This is a genomic window from Leisingera sp. SA215 (genome assembly GCF_055902035.1).
The window spans coordinates 175635-196814 of record NZ_JBVVXU010000002.1 but is presented as its reverse complement, the minus strand read 5'-3'; the positions used below and the strand labels follow the sequence as shown (position 1 = coordinate 196814).

The window sequence follows — 21180 nt, the reverse complement described above, 5'->3', positions numbered from 1 at the left end:
CCTGTGTGCTTTCGGTAACGCACTATGTCAAATCCAAGACAAATGCGGGCGAATTGCCGAAAATCCGCCCGCGTCCCACCCCGGTTTACAAGACACCGCGTGGAATCACCTCCTGCCACTCCTTGGTCAGGACCACGTCCTTTCCGGTCCCCTCAAAGGCCGTCACCCGGCGCCAAAGATAGAAATTCTCCCGGTCGCAGGTCACCTTGTTTTCGGTACCGATCGCAACCTGCCATCCACCGCGTTCGAACTCGAAATTCCAGTCGCTGGCAAAGGCGGCCGTGGCCGGATCATCCGGATGAACTTCGTAATGCATGGCGACATGGCTGCCGGCACACATCCCGTGATAGGGATCCACCGCCTTGCCGTAATCGTCGAACGTATCCAGCACCAGCGCACCATCTTCCCGCGTCCAGGTGCTGGAGGTGCCGCCTGGTTCCCGCAGCTGCTCCGCCTGCAGCACCGGATAGCCGCGCGGCGCGCCGGGGGCCTGCGGGTCGATCTCTTGCGAAACCCGCCGCACCGGCAGCACCAGCGCACTGTCTTCCAGATGCAGTGTCACCTCCGCCGCCTCGGGCGCGGGCCAGACAACCGGCCAGTAAGACGTCGACAGCGCCAAACGAAGCACGTGGCCCGCCCTCAGATGGTGCGCGCATTCATTAAGCTCGATCTCCGCTTCATAGCGTTGCCCCGGAACCAGCTTCCGAGGCGCCTCGAACCCGTCGCGGCAAGTCAGGTTCAGCGGCCGGAAGGTAATCCGCTGCGAGACACCTTCCGGCGACACGTCGCAAAGCCGCGCAACCAGCTGCGCCACCGGCTTATCGACGCTGAACGCCACCCTCACCCGCGGGCGGCCCAGCAACTCCAGCGGCGCGGCCAGCGGCGCGGTATCGAAACAGGCCGAGAACGCATCGTCGCCTGCCTGATCGCCCGCCAGCTCATTGTCAAACCGCATGCCCGGGCAGAAATATCCCCCGGCCTGACCCACCGTCGCCGGGCTGCTGACGGCCAGCGTGCCGCTCGCCGCCGCATCCGCCAGCACACCCGCCCCTAGATGCATCACCCGCTCCTGCACATTGGGCGAGGGCCATGCGGTTTCTGCCACCCAGCGGCCCTGGCGCGGCTTGTTCTGCATCGTCGGGTTGAAATGCTCCTGCATGTAGACGCGGTAATCCGGCAGATCCCCGGCGCCAGTCTCCGCCCCCTTCAGCCACTTGCCGAACCAGGCCAGCACCTCGCCATGGAAATCCGCCGGGTCCAGCTTGGCAATATGGGCATAGCGGTGCTCCCACGGGCCGATCATCGCCTTGGCTGGAGCACTCAGGTTCGCGGCCAGTGCAGGCGGCGCGTTCACATAGGCATCCGCCCAGCCGGTGATCGCCAGCACCGGCGCCTGAATTGCTGACCAGTCCTCGCAAATCGAGCCGTGTTTCCAGAAATCCCCCCGTGTCTGCTGCCGCAGCCAATCAGCGGCCATAAAGGGCATCTCCTCGATCCGCTTGATCCAGTCCTCACGCCAGTCCGGCCGGTGTTCCGGGTCCGCCGGGCGCGACTGATAAGCAAACATCTGGCTGCCCCAATTGGCGTTGTCGCTCAGCAGGCAGCCGCCCATGTAGTGGATGTCATCGGCATAGCGGTCCACGGTCGAGGCCACGGAAACCACCGCTTTCAATGCCTCCGGACGGCGGAACGCCAGCTGCAGCCCGTTGAAGCCGCCCCAGCTGATGCCGATCATGCCGATTTTGCCGTCGCACCAGCTCTGCGCCGCAATCCAGGCCAGCACCGCCTCGCCATCGCTCAGTTCCTGCTCGGAATATTCGTCGTCGAACGCCCCCTCGCTGTCACCAGTGCCGGCAATGTCCACCCGGATGCAGGCATATCCTTCGGCAGAAAATACAGAATGGGTGGTCTCATCACGCGGCGCGGTGCCATCGCGCTTGCGGTAGGGCAAATATTCCAGGATTGCCGGAAACGGTCCCTCGCCGCCGGGCATCCACATCCGCGCCGACAGCTTGCGCCCGTCCGGCAGGGGGATCCAGGTGTTCTCAATGATTCTGAATGCGCCGGGCATTTGGTCTTCCTTGTCTTATGTTCCGGGCGGTGCCCTTTGGCGGCACTCTTGCCAAACTGGCATCATATGAAAAGTGAGCACTTGTACGCAGATGTAAGCAGTTGTACGCAGTCAGACCGCCAATCCGTGAAAGTCCGCACCGATGTCAGAAGATTTTTCCCGCAACTTGCGAAGGCTGTGCGCCGGCACTGGCAGCATCGCCCAAGTCTGCCGCGAGATCGGCATGAACCGGCAGCAGTTCAACCGCTATCTCAACGGCCACGGCCTGCCTTCAGCCTTCAATCTGCACTGCATCGCGCGCTATTTCGGGCTGGAGGAGGAGGCGTTGTTTACCCCCCATCAGGACTTTCGGCAGCAAAGGGGCGCAGCCACCGCGGTCTCGGCCCCGGCTTTGCAATTCGGCAGCCTGTTCCGCGATCAGGCCCGGCGCCTGCGCCGTTTCATGGGTTTCTACCACGGCTATTTCCGCACCCCGACCTGGCCCGGCCGGATCGTGCGCACGCTGATCTGGCTGCGCCCGCAGGACGGCTGCGCCGTCACTCACACGTTTGAGCGCGCCATTGCCCGCGACGGCAGCATTCGCCAGCGCAGCCGCTATGCCGGCATGGCCACCCTCCGCAACAACCGGATCTGCATGTATGAAACGCCCCGCCGCGGCGGCGGCTACCTGTCGGAAACAGTGCTGATGCCCGCCCATCCGCAGCAGGTCTCCTACTTGCAGGGGCTGACCCTGGGAATTTCCGCAGGCCCCGGCCAGGCACCCTTTGCCACAAACACCGTCTGGGTGCGGATCGGCGAACGAACGGCGGCCCGCGAGGCGCTCGCCGCAACCGGCGCCTACGCCGAGGCCAGTCCCCGCATTGACCCGAAGGTACGGCGCCTGCTGGGAGAACAACCGCCGTTGAGCCTGAGTTCAGGCCTTCAGGACTGATCGCACCGGGTCCGCCGCGCTACCGGGCTGCGGGCTGGGGGCTGGGGGCTGGGGGCTACTTCGGCAGCTTCGGCGCCGATTTTTCCAGCGCAAGTTCCGCATCCGAGAATTTCCACGGCCCCCGCACCCCCGGCACGCCTTCTGGCGCGATCTGCATCCCGCGGTGCTGGATTTGCGGATCTTCAAAGGCCTGACCGATGGTGTTGATCGGCCCGGCGGGCACTGTTGCCGCCTCCAGCGCTGCCAGCAGATCCGATTGCGTCCACGCCGCCAGCACGTCCTCCAGAACCGCCGTCAGCGCCTTGCGGCTGGCGACCCGCGACTGGTTGGTCTGGAACCGCGCATCCGCCTTGGCCTCCGCCAGCCCCAGCACATCGCACAACCGCTGGAACTGCCCGTCATTGCCCACCGCCAGGATCACATGCCCGTCCTTCACCGCCATCACCTGATAAGGCGCGATATTCGGATGGTCATTGCCCAGCCGCACAGGACTGTCGCCAGTCGCCAGATAGTTCATCGCCTGGTTCGCCAGCACGGCCGTCGCGCAGTCCATCAGCGACATGTCCAGATGCTGTCCGCGCCCCGTAGTGTGGCGCTGCTCCACCGCTGCAAGAATGCCGATGGTTCCGTAAAGCCCGGTAACAATGTCTGTGATCGCCACCCCCACCTTCTGCGGCTGGCCGTCCTGCGCGCCGGTGATCGACATCAGCCCTGACATCCCCTGCAGCAGGAAGTCATAACCCGGCCGCTTGGCATAGGGCCCGTCCTGGCCAAAGCCGGTGACCGAGCAATAGATCAGCCGCGGGTTGATCTGCGCCAGGCTGTCGTAATCCAGCCCGTATTTCTGCAACCCGCCGACCTTGAAGTTCTCGATCAGAATGTCGGCATCCCGGATCAGCTCGATCACCAACTGCTTGCCTTCCTCGGTGCGGAAATCGGCAGTCACACAGTCCTTGCCCCGGTTGGCGGAATAGTAATAGGCAGCAGTCTTGTCGCCCTCGCGCTCAATAAACGGAGGCCCCCACTTGCGGGTATCGTCGCCGTCCGGGCTTTCCACCTTTACCACCTCGGCGCCCAGATCCGCCAGCGACTGGCCAATCCAGGGCCCTGCCAGGATACGGGCAAGTTCAATCACCTTAAGGCCGGCTAGCGGGGTCATGGGCAGTCCTCTCTGTTGGCGCCTGTGTGTTCCGGTTCATGCTTAGCGGCTGCAGCTCATTCCCGCAATATTTGATCAAACGACACAGAGCCCGTCGTCAGCGGCACCGGATAACGATGTTATTGCAAATAGCGCTGAAGGGAATTCGCTGGGAAACCCGACAGGCAGGTCAGGCATGTGCCGCAGCCTTCTCCGCACCGCAGCCGATTGATCTCCCGGGGAAACTATGCGCATCAAGGCGGCCATGGTTTGCAAGCTGCCGCATATCCGCCCGGGCCAAAGCGTCGGGCTGCTGGGAGGGTCCTTTGACCCGCCGCACCGCGGCCATATGGCGATTTCCCATGCGGCGCTGAAACGGTTCGGACTTGACCACCTGTTCTGGCTGGTGTCTCCGGGCAATCCGCTGAAAGCGCGTCAGCCGGCGGCCCTGCAGCGGCGGATTGCAGCGTCGCAAGGCCTGATCCAGCACCCGCGCATCCACATCAGCGGCATCGAGGCGGATCTTGGCACCCGCTACACCGCCCAGACTCTGCGCCACCTGCGCCGCCGCCACCCGGGCGTGCGTTTCGTCTGGCTGATGGGGGCTGACAACCTGACCCACTTCCACCGCTGGAAAGACTGGCAGCAGATCCTGAACACGGTGCCGGTGGGGGTGCTGGCACGGCCCAACGACCGGATCTCGGCCCGGTTTTCGCCCGCCGCCCGGATCTACCGCCACGCACTGCTGAAAGGCAGCCAAAGCCACTTGCTGGCACGGGCCGCAGCCCCCGCCTGGTGCTTTGTCAACGTGCCGATGGTGGATGTAAGCTCGACCGAAATCCGCGCCCGCGGCGAATGGTCAGCGGCGGAGCACGGCTGAGGCCAACCCGGCAGACAGCACCACCGCCAGCCCGGCCCAGGTCCAGCCATCGGGCAGCTGGCTGAACACCGCCCAGCCGAGACCCACGGCAGCCGCCAGCTGAAAATACACCATCGGCGCCAGTTTCACCGCCTGCACCCGGCCATAGACAACCAGCAGCAAAAGGTTGCCGGTCATCGAAAACGCAGCACTGCCCACGGTCAGCGCGGCGGTGGCGGCTGAAAACTCCGGCAGGCTGCTAAGACCCAAGGGCAGCATCAGAATGGCTGAAAGCAGAAGCTGCGTAAGGCTCAGTTCCAGCGGGGAGCCCACATGCGCCAGCCAGCGCGAGCTGGTCAGGAAACTGCCATAGAAACAGCCCGCCAGCACTGCCCACAGCAGATTGACGGACCCGCCGAACCCGGGCCGCACCACCATCAGCACGCCCGCAAACCCCAATGCCATCAGCAGGCTGCGCAGCAGCGTCGCCTGTTCCCGCAGCAACAGGACGGACAGCACATAGCTCACCACCGGGCCGATAAAGAAGGCGGCAAAGACATTCGCCAGCGGTTCCGTCGCCAGCGCCAGCTGGATCGAAAAGATTCCCCCCGTCAGCAGCCCGGCCCGCAGCCACAGCCGCCAATCCCCAAGCAGCGCATAAGCCCGGCGCGGCACAAACGGCAGGATCAGCGCGGTGCCAATGGCAAACCGCGACCATGCGACAAACGCCGGTGTGGCCAGCCCGCCGCCCGTCAGCAGCTTCCCGCACAGATCGCCCGCGGGGATCATTGACATGGCGACGAACATGAGGATGACTGGCTGCAACATGGCTGCCAGCGGTAGCAGGACTTTCCATGAGGCAAAAGCCCGGACCTTACGGCGGATTGCCGGGAAACCGGGGTTGAAGAAGAACAGGTCCTGACCCTAAAAATGAACAAGATGACTTCACGCCGGACATTCCTCCTTTCCGGGCTTGCCGCTTTGGCTGGCTCTTCTGCGCTGGCCAATGCGCCGGCCGTTTCGCTGCGGCCTGTGGCCCGCAAGGTCAGCTCCCTGGCGGCCGGTGCCGACGGACTCAAGGCGCTGCTGGAGCGGGCCAGGCTGAGCGGCCAGGCGGTCTGCGCTGTCGCCGACGTAAAGACCGGTGAGGTGCTGGAAAGCGCGGGCAGCGCCCAGGCGCTGCCGCCTGCCAGTGTGGCCAAGGCGCTGACCGCCCTCTACGCGCTGGATGTGCTTGGGCCGGACCACCGGTTCGAAACCCGCATCCTGGCGACCGGCGGCGTATCAGGCGGCGTGGTCAAGGGCGATCTGATCCTCGCGGGCGGCGGTGATCCGGTGCTCAGCACCGATCACCTGGCGCAGCTCGCCACGGCACTGAAAAACGCAGGCGTGCGCGAAGTGCGGGGTAAATTCCTGGTTTGGGACAACAGCCTGCCAGGGGTAGCAACAATCGACCCGGAACAGCCCGATCACCTCGGCTATTCCCCTGCCGTGTCCGGCATCGCGCTGAATTTCAACCGGGTGCATTTCGAATGGAAGCCTGCGCCCGGCGGCGGCTGGGCAATCACAATGGATGCAAGGACCGCGAAATACCGCCCCGAAGTGGTCAATGCGCAGATGAAAATCGCCTCGCGTGCGGGGCCGGTCTATACCTATGCCGAAAAGGCAGGTGTCGATCATTGGACCGTCGCCAGCAAGGCATTGGGCAAGGGCGGATCCCGCTGGCTGCCGGTGCGCAACCCTGCGGCTTATGCCGGCGATGTGTTCCGCACCCTGGCGCGGGCCAACGGGATCAAGCTGGAAAAGGCACAGCAGGCCGGATCTCTGCCGCAGGCACAGCTGCTGGCCCGGCACCTCAGCCCGCCGATGGATGTGATGCTCAAGGCGATGCTGAAATACTCCAACAATCTGATGGCCGAGATGATCGGCATGTCGGCCTCTGCGGCGCGCAGCGGGCGGCCTGCCTCCCTCCAGGCCTCCGCAAGCGGGATGAGCCGCTGGGCCGCTGCCGAATATGGCCTGACCGGCACCAGGCTGGTGGATCATTCCGGCCTTGGCGGGGATTCGCGGATGACCCCGGGCGATCTGACCCGTGCGCTGGTCGCGGCCCACAAGACGGGCCGCCTCAAGCCGCTGTTGAAACGCTTTCCGCTGCTGGATTCCAAAGGCGGTATCGTCAAGGGGCACCCGATTAAGGTTGCAGCCAAGACCGGCACCCTGAATTTTGTCTCCGGCCTTGGCGGCTTCATGACCGCGGCAGACGGGACCGAACTGGCCTTTGCCATTTTCACCGCCGACCAGAAAACGCGCGGCCGCATTCCCCGTTCGCAGCGCGAACGCCCGAAGGGCGCGCGCGACTGGAACCGGCGCGCCAAGCGGTTGCAGCAGCAGCTGATCGAGCGCTGGGGGGCCGTCTACGGCAGCTGACACCCGGCAGGCCGGCAAGACTGGATTGGTCTGGGCTTTTTGCCGGGTTCTGGACGTTTCCCGCAAACCGGAAAGCTGGCAGATCTGGTCAGGCAAGCCGCGGCAGGGCTTTGCTTTGGAAAGGATGCTGTCATGACCGACCTGACAAATGAGCATGGCCAGCCGATTGGCGCGCCGCTGCCCGGCTGGGCCGGTGCGCCGCATCCCGGCCATACAGGAATGAGCGGGCGCTATTGCCAGGTTGAGCCGCTGAATGCCGATCGCCACAGCATGGATTTGTTCGAAGCGTACCGGCAGGACAGCACCGGTGCGATCTGGACCTATGTGCCCTATGGCCCCTTTGAAACGCCGGCAGCCCTGGACGCCTGGGTGCAGGCGGCCAGCAGTGTTGATGCACAGCCCTACTTCGCGGTCATCAACCGGGACAGCGACAAGGCTGAAGGCATCGCAAGCTTCCTGCGCATTCAGCCTGCCCATGGCGTGATCGAGGTCGGCGGCATCACCTTTGCCCCGGCGCTGCAACGGACGCGGGCCGCAACCGAAGCGATGTATCTGATGATGGCGCGGGTGTTCAATGACCTGGGCTACCGCCGCTATGAATGGAAATGCGACGCCCTGAACGCGCCCTCCTGCCGCGCGGCCGAACGTTTCGGCTTTACCTATGAAGGGCTGTTCCGGCAGGCCATTGTCTATAAGGGCCGCAATCGCGACACCGCATGGTATTCGCTTCTGGATCGCGAGTGGCGGTCGCTTGAAGCAGCCTATCAATTCTGGCTGGAGCCCGCGAATTTCGGTCCGGACGGGCAGCAAAAGCAAAGCCTCGGCACCGTGATCGCAGCAGCCAGACGGAAGGGCTGATATCGCCGAACCCTATGCAACCGGTCCCGCTCGCGCTTGGCTGCTGGACCGGCCAGAGGGCCGGGAAGCCGCAAGGCCGGCGACAACGCCCCCCTTAGATTGCTCAGACCATGTGCCGCGCCCGCGCGCCGCGCTCGATCGCAGCCGCATGCAGCCGGTCGATGTTCAGCTCATAGCGGACCTCGGCCAGGAACTCTAATTCGGTCTCGCCCAGGATCCCGTCCGCAGCCGCCACGTCGCAGGCCAATGCATAGGCAGTCTCGAACAGCCGCTCCGGCAGGTCGTCGCGGATCAGACCGAACAGCGCTTCCAGCCCGTCCTCCTGCTCGAACAGGTCGAACACGGTCCGCGACACCCGCGCCACGCGGTCCATGTCGTATTCGGCAAACACCGGCAGCATGTTCACGGCCGACTGGATTTTCACCAGCTCGGCGGTGCGGATGTTCTCGTCCGAGGCCGAAACCGCCACCATCAGCGCCACCAGACAGTCCTGCGGGGACATCGGGTGCGGGGTTTGCTCACTCATGGACGAAATCCTTCTTTGCGCAATATGACCCAATCAGGATAGGTACCCCGGCGGTGAGGTTCAACAACAGGCTGTGCCTGCGCGGTGTTTTTATCCCTTTTGCCGCGGCAAAAGACCGATCCGGAGGGCCAGTGATTATTGACTCATGCTGCGTCAGCACAATAGAGGAAAGGGCTGGATGCATGGGGCATCCGCACTGATCTTGCGGCCACTGGAAAACCGGAAATGACGCCGCCGATGGAGAACACAATGTCTGATGTGCGCGAAGAAGCTCTGAAGAGCAAAGCCTGGCCGTTTGAAGAGGCCCGCCGGGTTCTCAAACGTTATGCCAAGGGCGCGCCGGAAAAGGGCTATGTTCTTTTTGAGACCGGCTATGGCCCGTCAGGCCTGCCGCACATCGGCACCTTCGGCGAAGTGGCCCGCACCACTATGATCAAGAAGGCATTCGAGACCATCTCGGACATCCCGACCAAACTGATCTGCTTCTCGGACGATCTGGACGGCATGCGCAAGGTGCCGGGCAATGTGCCCAATCCCGAGGGCCTGCACGAGCATCTGCAAAAGCCTCTGACCTCGGTGCCGGATCCCTTTGGCACGCACGAAAGCTTTGGCCACCACAACAACGCCATGCTGCGCCGCTTCCTCGATACCTTCGGGTTCGAGTATGAGTTCATTTCGGCGCAGGAGTTTTACCGCTCCGGCCAGTTCGACGAGGTGCTGAAACGCGCCGTCGACAAGTATGACGACGTGATGGCGATCATGCTGAAGTCCCTGCGCGAGGAGCGCCGCCAGACCTATTCGATCTTCCTGCCGATCCACCCGGAAACCGGCCGCGTCCTCTATGTGCCGATGAAGAAGGTCTGCGCCGAGACCTACACCATCACCTTTGACGACGAGGACGGCAAGGAATGGACCCTGCCGGTCACCGGCGGCAATGTCAAACTGCAGTGGAAACCGGATTTCGGTGCCCGCTGGGCGGCGCTGCAGGTCGATTTCGAGATGTACGGCAAGGACCATTCCACCAACACGCCGATCTATGACGGCATCTGCCGGGTGCTGGGTCACCGCGCGCCGGAGCATTTCACCTATGAGCTGTTCCTGGATGCCAACGGCCAGAAGATCTCGAAAACCTCCGGCAATGGTATCTCTATCGACGAATGGCTGACCTACGCCTCGACCGAGAGCCTGGCCTATTTCATGTATCAAAAGCCCAAAACCGCCAAGCGGATGCATTTTGACGTGATCCCCAAGGCGGTGGATGAATACCACCAGCAGCTGCGTGCCTATCACACCCAGGACCTGAAGGCGCAGCTGAACAACCCGGTCTGGCACATCCACGGCGGTGACGTGCCGCAGTCGGATATGGTGGTGCCGTTCTCGATGCTGCTGAACCTCGCCAGCGCCTCCAGCGCCGAGGACAAAGCGACCATGTGGGGTTTCATCAACAAATACGCCCCCGATGCCACCCCCGAGAGCAACCCGGCAATGGATCAGGCGGCAGGTTTTGCCGTCGCCTATTTCAACGATTTCGTAAAGCCGTCCAAGGTGTTCCGCCTGCCCACCGATCAGGAGCGCGCGGCACTTACCGATTTGGCCGATGCGCTGAAATCACCGGCAACCGCGCTGGCCGCGATTGCCAAAAAGAACGATTTGGCAGGCAATGACGACCCCCTGCCCGAGGCCGATTTCACGGACGAGGAATTCCTGCAGTCCGTGGTTTTTGCCATCGGCAAGATCCATGGGTTCGAGCCTCTGCGCGCCTGGTTCTCGGCCATTTACGAAGTGCTGCTGGGTGCCTCCCAGGGTCCCCGTTTCGGCGGCTTCATCGCGCTTTACGGCGTCGAGGACACCATCGCACTGATTGAAAAGGCACTGGCGGGCGAGCTGGCTTAAGCCCTTCCCTGTTTTCTCTGCATAAAGGGCGCGGATTTCCGCGCCCTTTTCTGTTCCGGTATCTGTACTGTCCAAAGACAGGCCCCCCGCGGGCGGGCGTTGCCCGGCCTGTCCGCGTCAGCCTATTCTTCCCCCGGTATTTTTTTGACGCGGCGTCACTTCGCTCTAACTGGAGTCGGGCGAACCGGGAGGGGCAGATGCGCAGTGTTCTGTTTGCGGGGGTAAGTGTTTTTCTTCTGGCCGTCCCGGCCATCGCGCAAAAGGAACCGGTCACCGGGGTGATCAGTTCCCAGATCACGGCTTTCCTGAACGACGATTTCAACGCCGCCTTTGCGCATGCCTCCCCAGCAATCCGCCGGATCTTTGGCACGCCAGAACGGTTTGGCGAAATGGTGCGGCAGGGCTACCCGATGGTCTGGCGGCCTGCCGATGTGCGCTATCTGCAGCTGCGCGAGATGGCGGGCAGCCTTTGGCAGCGGGTGATGATCACCGACACAAAGGGCCGCGTGCACCTGCTGGATTACCAAATGGTTAAGCCAGGAAGTGAATGGAAAATCAATGCTGTACAACTTCTAAATGGGCAGGCTGAGGGCGCCTGACGCCTGACCTGCGCACGCACCGCTGGGCGGAAATTAACGCGGCATCTGTAAATCCTTTTTCCCGAACGCGACATGCGCAGCAGGAAAAGGAACTCTCATGAACAAGGCAATCACCGAAGGTTTGCAGCTGATGCCGCCGGCATTTTCGAATGGTCTGAACGTTTGGTCCAGCGGCGACGGCACCCCCGGCTCAGACACCTATGACGGCGCGGCCAATGCCGTCTTTGTGGCGGCGGATGCGGATTTTGGCGGCTGCCTGGAGCTGCAGAAGACCGCCAACACGCAAAAACTGCGCTTCATGGGGCAGACACCGCTGGAACCGGGCTGCTATTTGCAGATCAAGGCACGGGTGAAGGCGGTCAGCGGCGCACTGCCCTCGGTGCGGATCGCCGGCTGGGCGGCAGCGGGCAACGGCAGCCATATCGGCGGCGTCGATGAAACCGCTCCGCAGGTTGCGCTGACAACATACGGCGCAGTGGCGGAGGTCACCGGCATCGTCGGCAGCGGCAGCCGCGGCGGGGTGGACATGCCCTGGGGACGCGACGCGGATTACGGTCATTTCGGGCTGGACCTGACCGGCGCCAATGGCGGTGTGGTGCGGATTGATGATATCGAGATCACCGACATCACCAGCGCCTTTCTGCGCGATATGCTCAGCCTCGTGGATGTGACCGACTATGGTGCCGTGGGCGATGGCAGCACCGACTGCAGCGCAGCCTTTGAGGCCGCTGACGCAGCCGCGGACGGGCGCCGCATCCTGGTGCCCGCCGGGGAATTCCGCTTGGACAGCACCGTTTCGCTGAACCATGAGGCCGTGTTCGAAGGCACCGTTTCCATGCCCGGCAGCCAAATGCTGTTGCTGACAAAGAACTTTGATTTTCCCGCATATGCGGCGGCGTTCGGCTCTGAGGAGCTGGGGTTCAAAAAGGCGTTTCAGGCGCTGATCAACAACGCAGACCATGAATCCCTCGACCTGAAGGGCCGTAAGATCACTGTCACCGGACCGATCGATATGCAGGCGGCGGTGCCGAACAAAAGCTCCTATGCAACCCGCCGGGTCATCCGCAACGGCCAATTGGAGGCCGCCAGCAATGCGGCCTGGGACACAGAGGTGGTGACCTCGCAAGCAACCTACAGCGTTTCGGACTCCAAAAAGCTGACCAATGTGGCCAATATCGCCAATATTGCTGTTGGCTCTTTGGTGGAAGGCGCCGGAGTGGGCCGCGAAATTTATGTGAAGTCCAAGAACACCGGCGCCGGAGAGCTGACCCTCAGCGCAGCGCTTTATGATGCCGATGGCACCCAGAACTTCACTTTCAGGAACTTCAAATACCTGGTGGATTTCAGCGGTTTCAGTGCGCTCAGCAAATTTGGCATGGAAGGCATCGAGTTTCAGTGCAATGGCCGTTGCAGCGCAGTGCGGCTGGCGCCGGCCGGGTCGGTGAACGCGTTTGACAGCTGTTTCTTCTCCCGGCCCAAGGACCGCGGCATCACCTCCACCGGAACCGGCTGCCAGGGGATTCTGGTGGACAATTGCCAGTTCCTGTCGAATGAGGACGGCGAGGATGTGCCAGACCGGGTCAGCATCGGTTTGAACGTCAACGCGAATGACGCCAAACTGCGCAGCAACCGGGCCACCAGGTTCCGCCATTTCGCGCTGCTGGCGGGCGGCAGCAACACGGTGACCGGCAATCACTTCTTTCAGGGCGACAGTATCGCCAGCGGCGTGCGCACCGCGGGGCTGGTGCTGGCGTCAAACAATTGCACCTCGACCGTGTCCGACAACTACATCGACAATTGCTTCATCGAATGGACCAACGAGGGGGACCCGACGCCGGATTTCACCGGCGGTTTCTCCTTCAGCGCGTTGTCGGTAACCGGCAATGTGTTCCTGTCCGGCGATGTCGCCCCCTGGTTCAGCTACATCGTGGTCAAACCTTTTGGCAGCGGCCATTTCCTGAACGGGCTTTCTGTCACCGGCAATAAATTCCGCTCGCTCAATGGCAGTATCGACCGGGCGGAACGGGTGGATACCAGTTTCTCGGATCTGGACTTCAGCCGCTCCAAGAATGTGGATTTCAGCGGCAACATGTACCACAACGTCTCGGCCCAAACCGCCAACCCGCTGCGGGTCCGGCATGATCAGTCTTCGGCCTCAGCCTCCTGGTCGGTGCGGGCCGAAGGGCTGCTGCCGTTCCAAGGATTTGCCCGCTATGCCGACAGCGTGGTGCCGCTGGGCGCGCTGAAAACCAGCGGCAACAGCACCCGCTACATCGTGCCGTATATCGAGACCCAGCAAGGGCCGGACAACGACGAAATCCGGCTGCGCTGGGGCGAAGCGGTCAAGGGTGAGGTTCAGGTCATCATGCGGATGGACAGCTAACCAATGCTGCCGGGCGGATGCAGATCGGCGGCGGCAAGGCGGAAGGCCTTGCCAAAGCCGCCATTCAGATGCGCGCCCGTCACAGCAAACCGCACAAAGATGAAATCTGCCCGGCACATCAGGCTGAGGCGCGGATGCGAAACAAGCGGGCGCTTGCCATCAGGCTCCGGGCCAGGCGCGGGCGCCGTCATCTGCGGCGCGGACCGGATCGGGCATCTGCATCTCTGGTATCAGTGAAGGGTTTCAAAATCTTTGCCACACCCCCAGCTCCAGACCAAGGCTGCGACGGCCTGTGTTGCGGTATTCCAGTCCCAGGATCAGCTCCCGGCTGCTGTCCAGCGGAACCCGCAGGGCCGGGGTCAGCGCATAAGAAAACCGGCCGCCCACCGGCTTGGACGTCTCTACCTGCAGCATCGGCGCCATCTTGCCGGGTCGGTTCAGGCCGATGGCGGCGTCCAGTTTCCAGGTCGCCTCCAGACCGTGGTTTCGCAGCTCATAGGCGGCATCCACCGCCAGCCAGCCGGTATTCTGGCCGGTCTCGAAATTGCGCCCGTAAGACAGGGTTGTCTTTTGCATCATCTGCCAACCCCCGTGGTAATGATTGCCGCCGAACCCGGCCTCTGCCGCCAGCCGGTAGCGGGATCCTGTGTGCAGCGGCAGGCGGGCGAAGATCAAGGCATGGCCGGAGCCAGCCGAATTCCGGTTCAGGTCAATGCCAAGGGAGAGTTCGGAGGTCAGGCCAATCGCCCCGTAAAAGCTCAGCTCTTGCGCGGCCTCACCGCCGGTTTGCCGGTAGGTGGCGCTGGCAGAGGCAAACCCCCTGCCCGGCGGCTCCAGCCAAGCGCCGCCAGCCGCTGGTTGGGCCAGCGCCAGGGCAAGACAGACGGCACAGACAGGTTTCATCCCAAAACCCCCAGAACAGTTCGGCAAGGGTTTCGACTTATAGTTAAGGTTGTATTAAATTTTAACAGAACACGTACTGATTGCTGCCCGAAAAAAGGTCGTGCGCTTTATGCGCGAACGGGCGTAGGCTGGGGAAAGTCAACGGAGGGGCCAATGCCGAAAATAGCAAAAACCGCTGATATCCAAACCGTTATCACCACATTTGAGATGTCGCCCGGGACCTGCCAGGACCTGCTGGAGGCGTTGCAGGACGCCTATGCGGAGTTCATCTCGAAACAACCCGGCTTTGTTGCGGCCGGGCTGCATGTGAACGATGCGCAGACCCGTATCGCCAATTACTCGCAATGGCGCCGCCGCGAGGATTTCATGGCAATGCTGCGCAGCCCTGAAATGCGTGAGCGCAACCGCAAGATCAATGAACTGTGCCGCAGTTTCGAGCCGGTGATGTATGACGTGGCGGAGGTGTTCGGCACCTAGCGCCTTCCAATTCCACCCGGAACGGCACCTGCCTTGACCCCGGTCATGGCAGGCTGCCACCATCAGGGCTATTCTTGACAGGAACATCAACCGATGGAGGTTTGCTATGTACCATAATATCCTGGTGCCGATTTCATTTGATCCGGAGCGGGATGTGACCGGGCCGCTGAAAGTGGCGCGGCTGCTGTCCGCACCCGGAGCCCAGGTAACCTTGCTGCATGTGATCGAACAGGTTCCGGCATATGCGATTTCTTATATCCCGGCAGATTTCATGGAAGGCACCCGCAGCGCGCTGCAGGCCGAGCTGGACGGGCTGGCAAAGACGCTGCCCAATGCCCAAGGCATGCTGATCGAAGGGCATTCAGGGCGCACCATTCTGGACTGGGCCGAACAGAACCAGCCGGATCTGATCGTCCTCGCCTCGCACCGCCCTTCGATGCAGGACCTGCTTTGGGGGTCTACCTCAGGCCATGTGGTGCGCCACGCCGCTTGCGCGGTGCATGTGGTGCGCTGACACCGCCCCGGTCAGGCCGGGACCGCCGCCTTGAGCAGCGTCCAGGCCAGCCGGATCGCCGCCCCCGGCAGCATGGCTGAACGCAGCAGCACCTTGTTGGAATTCACCGCTTCGGCGATACGGGCATAATGCACCTGCTTGTCCGCGGGAGAGCGCAGCAGGATGGTTTCAGCCTGTTTCATCGCCCGTTCGGTCTGCCGTTGAATCTGCGGCACCGCGGCGGGTTTCACCGCGCGGTAGAGGTTCAGCCCCTTGCGCTTGGGTTTCTGGGCCGGGTCCAGGTTATTCTGAACGCCCCGGGTCAGGGTGTCCTGCACCAGTTCCAGCGCCTGGGTTGCCTCGGCATAGGAATGATTGCCGTCCAACTGCTGCACCGCCAGCTTGTAAGTGTGCCGGAAGCAGTCGAACCTGTAAACCTTGGGCAAGGTGCCGCAGCGGTCAAAACCGCGGGTCAGGGTGGTGACAACGGTCTTTGTCGCCCGCGAGCTCAGCCCGCTGCGCTGGCCGCCGCCGCTGCTTGCACCGCTGTCCCGGTTGCCGCCACCGCCGCCGCCTTCGCCGCCAAAGGCGGGGGTGCTGGCGAGGATCAGGGCCAGGAAACCGGCCTGGATGGTTTTGCTGCTCATGTGCGCCTCCATGGTTTGCAGGCAGCTTACCATGGGTCAGGTCCTTGGGAATGGGCGGAATTCTGCAAATTACCCGAATTTGCGGCGCCGGTGCCTTGCGCAAGCCAGCGGCGCTGCCCACCTGAGCCGTATGAGTTGTGCAAGGAGACGCAAATGCAGTGCCCGACTGACGGAACCCAGCTGGTCATGAGCGACCGCGCCGGTGTTGAGATTGATTATTGCCCGAAATGCCGCGGCGTGTGGCTGGACCGGGGCGAGCTGGACAAGATCATCGAACGCTCTGCCCAGCCGGTCCGGGCTGCAGCCCAGCAGCAGCCGCAGCGGTATGACGACCGGGGCGGCGATTACGATCCGCGCTATGGCAAAAAGCCCTATAAGAAGAAAAAGAACTTTCTCGAAGATCTGTTCGATTTCTGACCCGCATCTGCCGCCGCCCCGGTGACGCGGTGGCGGCAGGCCATTGGCACGGGGGGCTAATGCATGATGCAGAAGGATCCGTGTTTGGCATCCTTCATCAAAGTGTCGAAATCATTGCCCTTCATTTCCACCAATGTCTTGTGGTCGCCGGCCTCGAACCAGACCTTGTCCAGGCCGCTCAGGCTGTCGTCGATTACCGTCGGCACATGATAGGCCTGGCCCACGCAGGGGGCAGCACCGGGATCGCAATCGTCAAAGACCTGGTTCAGCTCATATTCCGGCGCCAGGCCGAGACGGCGGTCCATCATCGATTGCAGCGCGTGCAGATCAACGGTCTGATTGGAGGGCAGCACGGCAAGCACCGGGCCTTCCTCCATGTGGATGAGCACTGATTTTGCCAGATGGTCGCCCGGCACATGGGCGCTTTCGGCGCATTCGGCGGACGTGGCAGTATAGGGATGGCGGACCGTGCCGAATGGCAGGCCTTGTGCCTCCAGATGATGTTTCAGGCGTGAGGCAATCATCAAAGGGTCCTCCTGTGTTAGGAGGGGCCCCCGGCCGCTGCAGCGCAGGTCTGGGACGCCGCTGATGTGTTTGCGATCACTGAAAGGGCGGCGTTGTCAGGTCTGGGCGCAGCAAGCGGCAAGCCGGGGCGCCCCGAAGTTTCCGGTACCCGTCAGTGTGGGGCAGGACGGGTGAGTCGGGCAAGAGGCACGGTTCGGACGCCGGTTCCTGCCCTCCGCATCCCTCATTGCCCCGCCGCCGCCCATCCGTTATCACACCAGCCAGCTAGAATTCCCCCATCATGGAGCAGTCACATGGCCGCCTATCAGTACGTCTACCACATGCAGGGTGTCTCCAAGACCTACCCCGGTGGCAAGAAATGTTTTGAAAACATCCACCTGTCCTTCTTGCCCGGTGTGAAAATCGGTGTGGTCGGCGTCAACGGCGCCGGTAAATCCACCCTGATGAAAATCATGGCCGGCCTCGATACCGATTTCACCGGCGAGGCCTGGGCCGCCGAGGGTGCCAAGGTCGGCTACCTGCCGCAGGAGCCGAAGCTGGACGAGAGCCTCACCGTGCGGGAAAACGTGATGCTGGGCGTCAAGGCCAAGAAGGACATTCTGGACCGCTACAACGAGCTGGCGATGAACTACTCGGACGAGACCGCCGAGGAGATGGCCGAGCTGCAGGACAAGATCGACGCCGAGAACCTGTGGGATCTGGACAGCCAGATCGACGTCTCGATGGAGGCGCTGCGCTGCCCGCCGGACGATGCCGAGATCGCCAACCTGTCGGGCGGTGAGCGCCGCCGCGTGGCGCTGTGCAAGCTGCTGCTGGAAGCGCCGGAAATGCTGCTGCTTGACGAGCCGACCAACCACCTCGATGCCGAGACCATCGCCTGGCTGCAGCAGCACCTGATCGACTACAAGGGCACCATCCTCTGCGTCACCCACGACCGCTATTTCCTGGATGACATCACCAGCTGGATCCTGGAGCTGGACCGCGGCCGCGGCATTCCCTACGAGGGCAACTATTCCGCCTGGCTGGAGCAGAAGGCCAAGCGCCTGCAGCAGGAAGCCCGCGAAGACAAATCCAAGCAGAAAACGCTGGAGCGCGAGCTGGAATGGATGCGCCAGGGCGCCAAGGCGCGCCAGGCCAAGTCCAAGGCCCGGATCAACGCCTATAACGATCTGGCCAGCCAGTCCGAGCGTGAAAAGCTGACCCGCGCCCAGATCGTCATCCCCAACGGCCCGCGTCTGGGATCCAAGGTGATCGACGTCGAGGGCATCTCCAAGCATTACGGCGACAAGCAGCTGGTCGAGGGCCTGTCGTTTGATCTGCCGCCCGGCGGCATTGTCGGTGTGATCGGCCCCAACGGCGCCGGTAAATCCACCCTGTTCCGCATGCTGACCGGCCAGGAGCAGCCCGACGCCGGCACTGTCACCTATGGCGATACCGTGAAACTGTCCTATGTGGATCAGTCGCGCGATGACCTGAACGATGGCGACACCGTGTGGGAAGCGATCTCCGGCGGCGCCGAGATCATCGAACTGGGCGATGCGCAGGTCAATTCCCGCGCCTATTGCTCCTCGTTCAACTTCAAGGGCGGCGACCAGCAAAAGAAACTGTCTCTGCTGTCGGGCGGTGAGCGCAACCGGGTCCACATGGCGCGGCTGCTGAAAGAAGGCGGCAACGTGCTGCTGCTTGACGAACCGACCAACGACCTGGACGTGGAAACCCTTCGGGCGCTGGAAGACGCGCTGGTCGATTTTGCCGGCTGCGCGGTGGTGATCTCGCACGACCGTTTCTTCCTCGACCGGATCTGCACCCACATCCTGGCGTTCGAGGGCGACGCCCATGTGGAGTGGTTCGAGGGCAACTTCGAGGATTACGAAGAGGACAAGAAGCGCCGTCTGGGACCGGACGCGCTGGAGCCCAAGCGGTTGAAGCACAAGAAGTTTGTGCGGTAAGCGCTGGTGAAGAGCGGCCCTGCATTGGGGGCAGCTCTTTAGATTAGCAGGAATTGCCACTTGCAAGAACAGGCTGATGTTCCCATATTGTTCGAAGCCTGCACAAGGCCCGCCTTGGCGGCAACCCTTTTGCAGGTCAGCGCTTAGCGGTGCTATGTGAAGCCCTAGCCCGGCTTTGCTAAGGTGGCCCACTAGCGGGATGCTGGTGGACAACCGCCGACAGGTTGCTCCAAGTGATCATAGGAGCAGGCCAAACTGCTATAAAGGGCAGTATAATCTACTGAGCGAACTTTAACGCTCATCCGGATGAGCATCGCTAGAGGCTTTTGGCTAATGCGGTTTTCATTCAAGTTGGAAGGGCGAGTGTCATATGGTGACGTAATCGGAACCATTGCACTCTTGCTGACTATCATCGGATTGTTCCTTTGAAGTTGGGCGGCCATTGGCCGCCCTTCCTATTTTGCCAGCTGATAAGCAACACAAAGCCCGCGCCTGACCTTGGGGAGGTGCGAATGCGCCTTCGTCATGCGGAAAGCACGCCTTTGGCGTGACGGAAGGTCAGGCGCGGGCCGGGCCGCTGCGCGCCACCTCCCAAAGGGATAGACCCTCTCCATTTTGCCCTTTCCCCAACTCTGCGCTACCATCACGGCGGGCGCCCTGGCGCCCACTGTTGGTTTGTGCATTGGAAAGGATCCCCGCATGGCTTTGAAACCGGAAGAGGTGAAGGCACAGGTCGAGGCAACAAAGGGCAAGAAGGCCAAGCGCAAGAAGCTCAAGACCGAACCAGAAGGCACCACCGAGAAAAAACTGCCCGGCGATCTGCGTAAAGGGCTGGAGGCGCATTTCGGCGGCAATCTGGGCAAAGTGCGGGTGCATGTCGGCGGCAATGCCAAGGACGTCTGCAAGGAGCTGAAAGCCAAGGCCTTTACCGTCGGCAACAATATCTATGTGATGAAGCCCGCATTCGCCAAGGATACCGGCCTGCTGGCGCATGAGCTGACTCATGTGCTGCAACAGGGCAAGGGCAAGATGCCAAAGGCCAAGGACGGCGTGGCGCTGACCTCAAAGTAATCCTGCCCCCTCCCTTCGCGCAGCGCCGCTCAGCCTATTGACACTTTTTGAACCTTTTTTCAGCAAAATTGTCCGCAAGATAGGCTTGAGAGACACGGGGGCGGTCAGGCTAGATTGCTCCCGGAGGAGGAGTTGCCATGGTTTGGGCTGGACTGTTCGCAGGTATGATCACCGGGATGTGCGCCACGGCGTATGGGTTTTTCGCGGCCGCGCTGCCGCTGTGGAAGAGCCTGATGCTGTATCCGGCAGCAGGTCTGGGCGCGACCGTTCTGATGATTGCGGGGCTTTCCCTGCGTTGCTGGATGCAGTCGCAGCCGGCCCTCGGGCAAGCCTGCGGCAACCGCGCCTAACCGCGCAGCCAGCTGACGATCTGGCCTTGCCGCATCGCGCCGGCCTGGCGCTTTTTCTCCTTGCCGCGCTCAAAAACAACCAGGGTCGGGATGCCGCGGATACGGTAGCGCGCGCCGGCGGACTGATGATCCTGGGTGTTCAGCTTGACCAGCCGCGCCTTGCCGCCAAGCGCCTTGGCGGCTTTGGCGAATTCCGGTGCCATCGTCCGGCAGGGCCCGCACCAGGGCGCCCAGAAATCAACCACCAGCGGCAGATCGTCATTTTGCGCCGCTTTCTGCAATACGGCCGGATTCACGTCCACCGGCTTGCCCGGCATCAGTGCCGCGCCGCAGCTGCCGCAATTGGGGCCTTTGCCCAGCTTGTCCTCAGGCACCCGGTTCAGCTGCGCACAGGCCAGGCAGGTCAGGGTCTTGGCGCCCATGATGGCTCCTTTGCTTCAATCTTGCCCAGATATAGACGACGGCGGCCAAGCCGCAAGGGACGCAGCCAGAGCTTCACAAACCTGTAATCCGCATTGGGGGGCGTCAGGCCGCTGCTTCACCTGCAAGGGCATGCAAGGCGCAATGCGCCGAACCCTTGGCCGGGGCTGCTGGCCGGGAAATTGCGATACTTTGGCTGGATTGCCGATTGCACCCCGGCTGCTGCCACGCTTGCAACACTTG

At 62.5% G+C, this 21180-nt stretch carries 22 protein-coding genes; 13 read left to right on the top strand and 9 right to left on the bottom strand.

Annotated features, from left to right (window positions below):
- Positions 1–85 precede the first annotated feature (85 nt).
- Entirely contained in the window at positions 86–2071 is a 1986-nt protein-coding gene (locus AC0KW6_RS05420; protein ID WP_474034331.1) for a CocE/NonD family hydrolase, read from the bottom strand.
- 142 nt (positions 2072–2213) lie between these two features.
- Here AC0KW6_RS05420 and AC0KW6_RS05415 point away from each other — a divergent pair, with 142 nt between their 5' ends.
- Positions 2214–3002, top strand: a complete 789-nt coding sequence (locus AC0KW6_RS05415; protein WP_474034330.1) for a helix-turn-helix transcriptional regulator — start codon at positions 2214–2216, stop codon at positions 3000–3002.
- A gap of 55 nt (positions 3003–3057) precedes the next feature.
- On the opposite strand, the gene AC0KW6_RS05410 is transcribed toward AC0KW6_RS05415, so the two are convergent.
- Positions 3058–4161 (bottom strand): CaiB/BaiF CoA transferase family protein, encoded by a 1104-nt coding sequence (locus tag AC0KW6_RS05410; RefSeq protein WP_474034328.1) that lies wholly within the window; start codon positions 4159–4161, stop codon positions 3058–3060.
- A 226-nt stretch (positions 4162–4387) separates the two neighbouring features.
- On the opposite strand from AC0KW6_RS05410, the gene AC0KW6_RS05405 reads away from it, so the two are divergent.
- The gene (locus AC0KW6_RS05405; protein ID WP_323777746.1) at positions 4388–5020 is read left to right on the top strand and encodes a nicotinate-nucleotide adenylyltransferase; all 633 of its coding nucleotides are present in this window, start codon (positions 4388–4390) and stop codon (positions 5018–5020) included.
- On the opposite strand, the gene AC0KW6_RS05400 is transcribed toward AC0KW6_RS05405, so the two are convergent.
- Positions 5000–5827 (bottom strand): DMT family transporter, encoded by an 828-nt coding sequence (locus AC0KW6_RS05400; RefSeq protein WP_323777748.1) that lies wholly within the window; start codon positions 5825–5827, stop codon positions 5000–5002. The genes AC0KW6_RS05405 and AC0KW6_RS05400 overlap by 21 nt on opposite strands.
- Before the next feature lie 111 nt (positions 5828–5938).
- Between AC0KW6_RS05400 and dacB the strand changes: the two genes are divergently transcribed.
- On the top strand, positions 5939–7426 hold the full coding sequence (gene dacB / locus AC0KW6_RS05395; RefSeq protein ID WP_474034365.1) for a D-alanyl-D-alanine carboxypeptidase/D-alanyl-D-alanine endopeptidase: 1488 nt from the start codon (positions 5939–5941) through the stop codon (positions 7424–7426).
- 132 nt (positions 7427–7558) lie between these two features.
- Positions 7559–8284 carry a GNAT family N-acetyltransferase gene (locus tag AC0KW6_RS05390; RefSeq protein WP_474034326.1) on the top strand — a complete coding sequence of 242 codons (726 nt, stop codon included), beginning with the start codon at positions 7559–7561 and terminating at the stop codon, positions 8282–8284.
- A 103-nt stretch (positions 8285–8387) separates the two neighbouring features.
- On the opposite strand, the gene AC0KW6_RS05385 is transcribed toward AC0KW6_RS05390, so the two are convergent.
- On the bottom strand, positions 8388–8810 hold the full coding sequence (locus AC0KW6_RS05385) for a tellurite resistance TerB family protein (RefSeq protein WP_323777752.1): 423 nt from the start codon (positions 8808–8810) through the stop codon (positions 8388–8390).
- A gap of 249 nt (positions 8811–9059) precedes the next feature.
- Between AC0KW6_RS05385 and AC0KW6_RS05380 the strand changes: the two genes are divergently transcribed.
- From AC0KW6_RS05380 to AC0KW6_RS05370, 3 genes are all read left to right on the top strand, one after another.
- On the top strand, positions 9060–10703 hold the full coding sequence (locus tag AC0KW6_RS05380; protein WP_474034325.1) for a lysine--tRNA ligase: 1644 nt from the start codon (positions 9060–9062) through the stop codon (positions 10701–10703).
- A 197-nt stretch (positions 10704–10900) separates the two neighbouring features.
- The gene (locus AC0KW6_RS05375) at positions 10901–11302 is read left to right on the top strand and encodes a DUF4864 domain-containing protein (protein ID WP_323777756.1); all 402 of its coding nucleotides are present in this window, start codon (positions 10901–10903) and stop codon (positions 11300–11302) included.
- 97 nt (positions 11303–11399) lie between these two features.
- Positions 11400–13685: a glycosyl hydrolase family 28-related protein gene (locus AC0KW6_RS05370; protein ID WP_474034324.1), complete on the top strand. Its 2286-nt coding sequence runs from the start codon at positions 11400–11402 to the stop codon at positions 13683–13685.
- On the opposite strand, the gene AC0KW6_RS05365 is transcribed toward AC0KW6_RS05370, so the two are convergent.
- Together AC0KW6_RS05365 and AC0KW6_RS05360 are read right to left on the bottom strand one after the other, a co-directional pair.
- Positions 13682–13876: a hypothetical protein gene (locus AC0KW6_RS05365; protein WP_323777760.1), complete on the bottom strand. Its 195-nt coding sequence runs from the start codon at positions 13874–13876 to the stop codon at positions 13682–13684. The two genes, AC0KW6_RS05370 and AC0KW6_RS05365, sit on opposite strands and share 4 nt — an antisense overlap.
- A gap of 52 nt (positions 13877–13928) precedes the next feature.
- Positions 13929–14588 carry a hypothetical protein gene (locus AC0KW6_RS05360; protein WP_323777762.1) on the bottom strand — a complete coding sequence of 220 codons (660 nt, stop codon included), beginning with the start codon at positions 14586–14588 and terminating at the stop codon, positions 13929–13931.
- A gap of 153 nt (positions 14589–14741) precedes the next feature.
- Between AC0KW6_RS05360 and AC0KW6_RS05355 the strand changes: the two genes are divergently transcribed.
- A complete protein-coding gene (locus AC0KW6_RS05355; RefSeq protein ID WP_323777763.1) occupies positions 14742–15065 on the top strand; it encodes an antibiotic biosynthesis monooxygenase family protein in 324 nt (107 codons plus the stop codon).
- Between the two features lie 106 nt (positions 15066–15171).
- Positions 15172–15579 carry a universal stress protein gene (locus AC0KW6_RS05350; protein WP_323777765.1) on the top strand — a complete coding sequence of 136 codons (408 nt, stop codon included), beginning with the start codon at positions 15172–15174 and terminating at the stop codon, positions 15577–15579.
- Positions 15580–15590: 11 nt separating this feature from the next.
- Here the strand turns inward: AC0KW6_RS05350 and AC0KW6_RS05345 are convergent, their stop codons facing one another.
- Positions 15591–16205 (bottom strand): hypothetical protein, encoded by a 615-nt coding sequence (locus tag AC0KW6_RS05345; protein ID WP_474034323.1) that lies wholly within the window; start codon positions 16203–16205, stop codon positions 15591–15593.
- Between the two features lie 153 nt (positions 16206–16358).
- On the opposite strand from AC0KW6_RS05345, the gene AC0KW6_RS05340 reads away from it, so the two are divergent.
- On the top strand, positions 16359–16622 hold the full coding sequence (locus AC0KW6_RS05340) for a TFIIB-type zinc ribbon-containing protein (protein WP_323777769.1): 264 nt from the start codon (positions 16359–16361) through the stop codon (positions 16620–16622).
- A 56-nt stretch (positions 16623–16678) separates the two neighbouring features.
- Here AC0KW6_RS05340 and AC0KW6_RS05335 read toward each other — a convergent pair whose 3' ends face one another.
- Entirely contained in the window at positions 16679–17146 is a 468-nt protein-coding gene (locus tag AC0KW6_RS05335; protein ID WP_323777771.1) for an aminoacyl-tRNA deacylase, read from the bottom strand.
- A gap of 294 nt (positions 17147–17440) precedes the next feature.
- Here AC0KW6_RS05335 and ettA point away from each other — a divergent pair, with 294 nt between their 5' ends.
- The 3 genes from ettA (at position 17441) to AC0KW6_RS05320 (ending at position 20517) form a co-directional block, all read left to right on the top strand.
- On the top strand, positions 17441–19096 hold the full coding sequence (gene ettA, locus AC0KW6_RS05330) for an energy-dependent translational throttle protein EttA (RefSeq protein WP_323777773.1): 1656 nt from the start codon (positions 17441–17443) through the stop codon (positions 19094–19096).
- Between the two features lie 699 nt (positions 19097–19795).
- The gene (locus AC0KW6_RS05325) at positions 19796–20167 is read left to right on the top strand and encodes an eCIS core domain-containing protein (protein WP_323777777.1); all 372 of its coding nucleotides are present in this window, start codon (positions 19796–19798) and stop codon (positions 20165–20167) included.
- A gap of 164 nt (positions 20168–20331) precedes the next feature.
- Positions 20332–20517 (top strand): hypothetical protein, encoded by a 186-nt coding sequence (locus tag AC0KW6_RS05320; RefSeq protein ID WP_323777778.1) that lies wholly within the window; start codon positions 20332–20334, stop codon positions 20515–20517.
- On the opposite strand, the gene trxC is transcribed toward AC0KW6_RS05320, so the two are convergent.
- A complete protein-coding gene (trxC, locus tag AC0KW6_RS05315; RefSeq protein WP_323777780.1) occupies positions 20514–20939 on the bottom strand; it encodes a thioredoxin TrxC in 426 nt (141 codons plus the stop codon). The two genes, AC0KW6_RS05320 and trxC, sit on opposite strands and share 4 nt — an antisense overlap.
- Positions 20940–21180 lie beyond the last annotated feature (241 nt).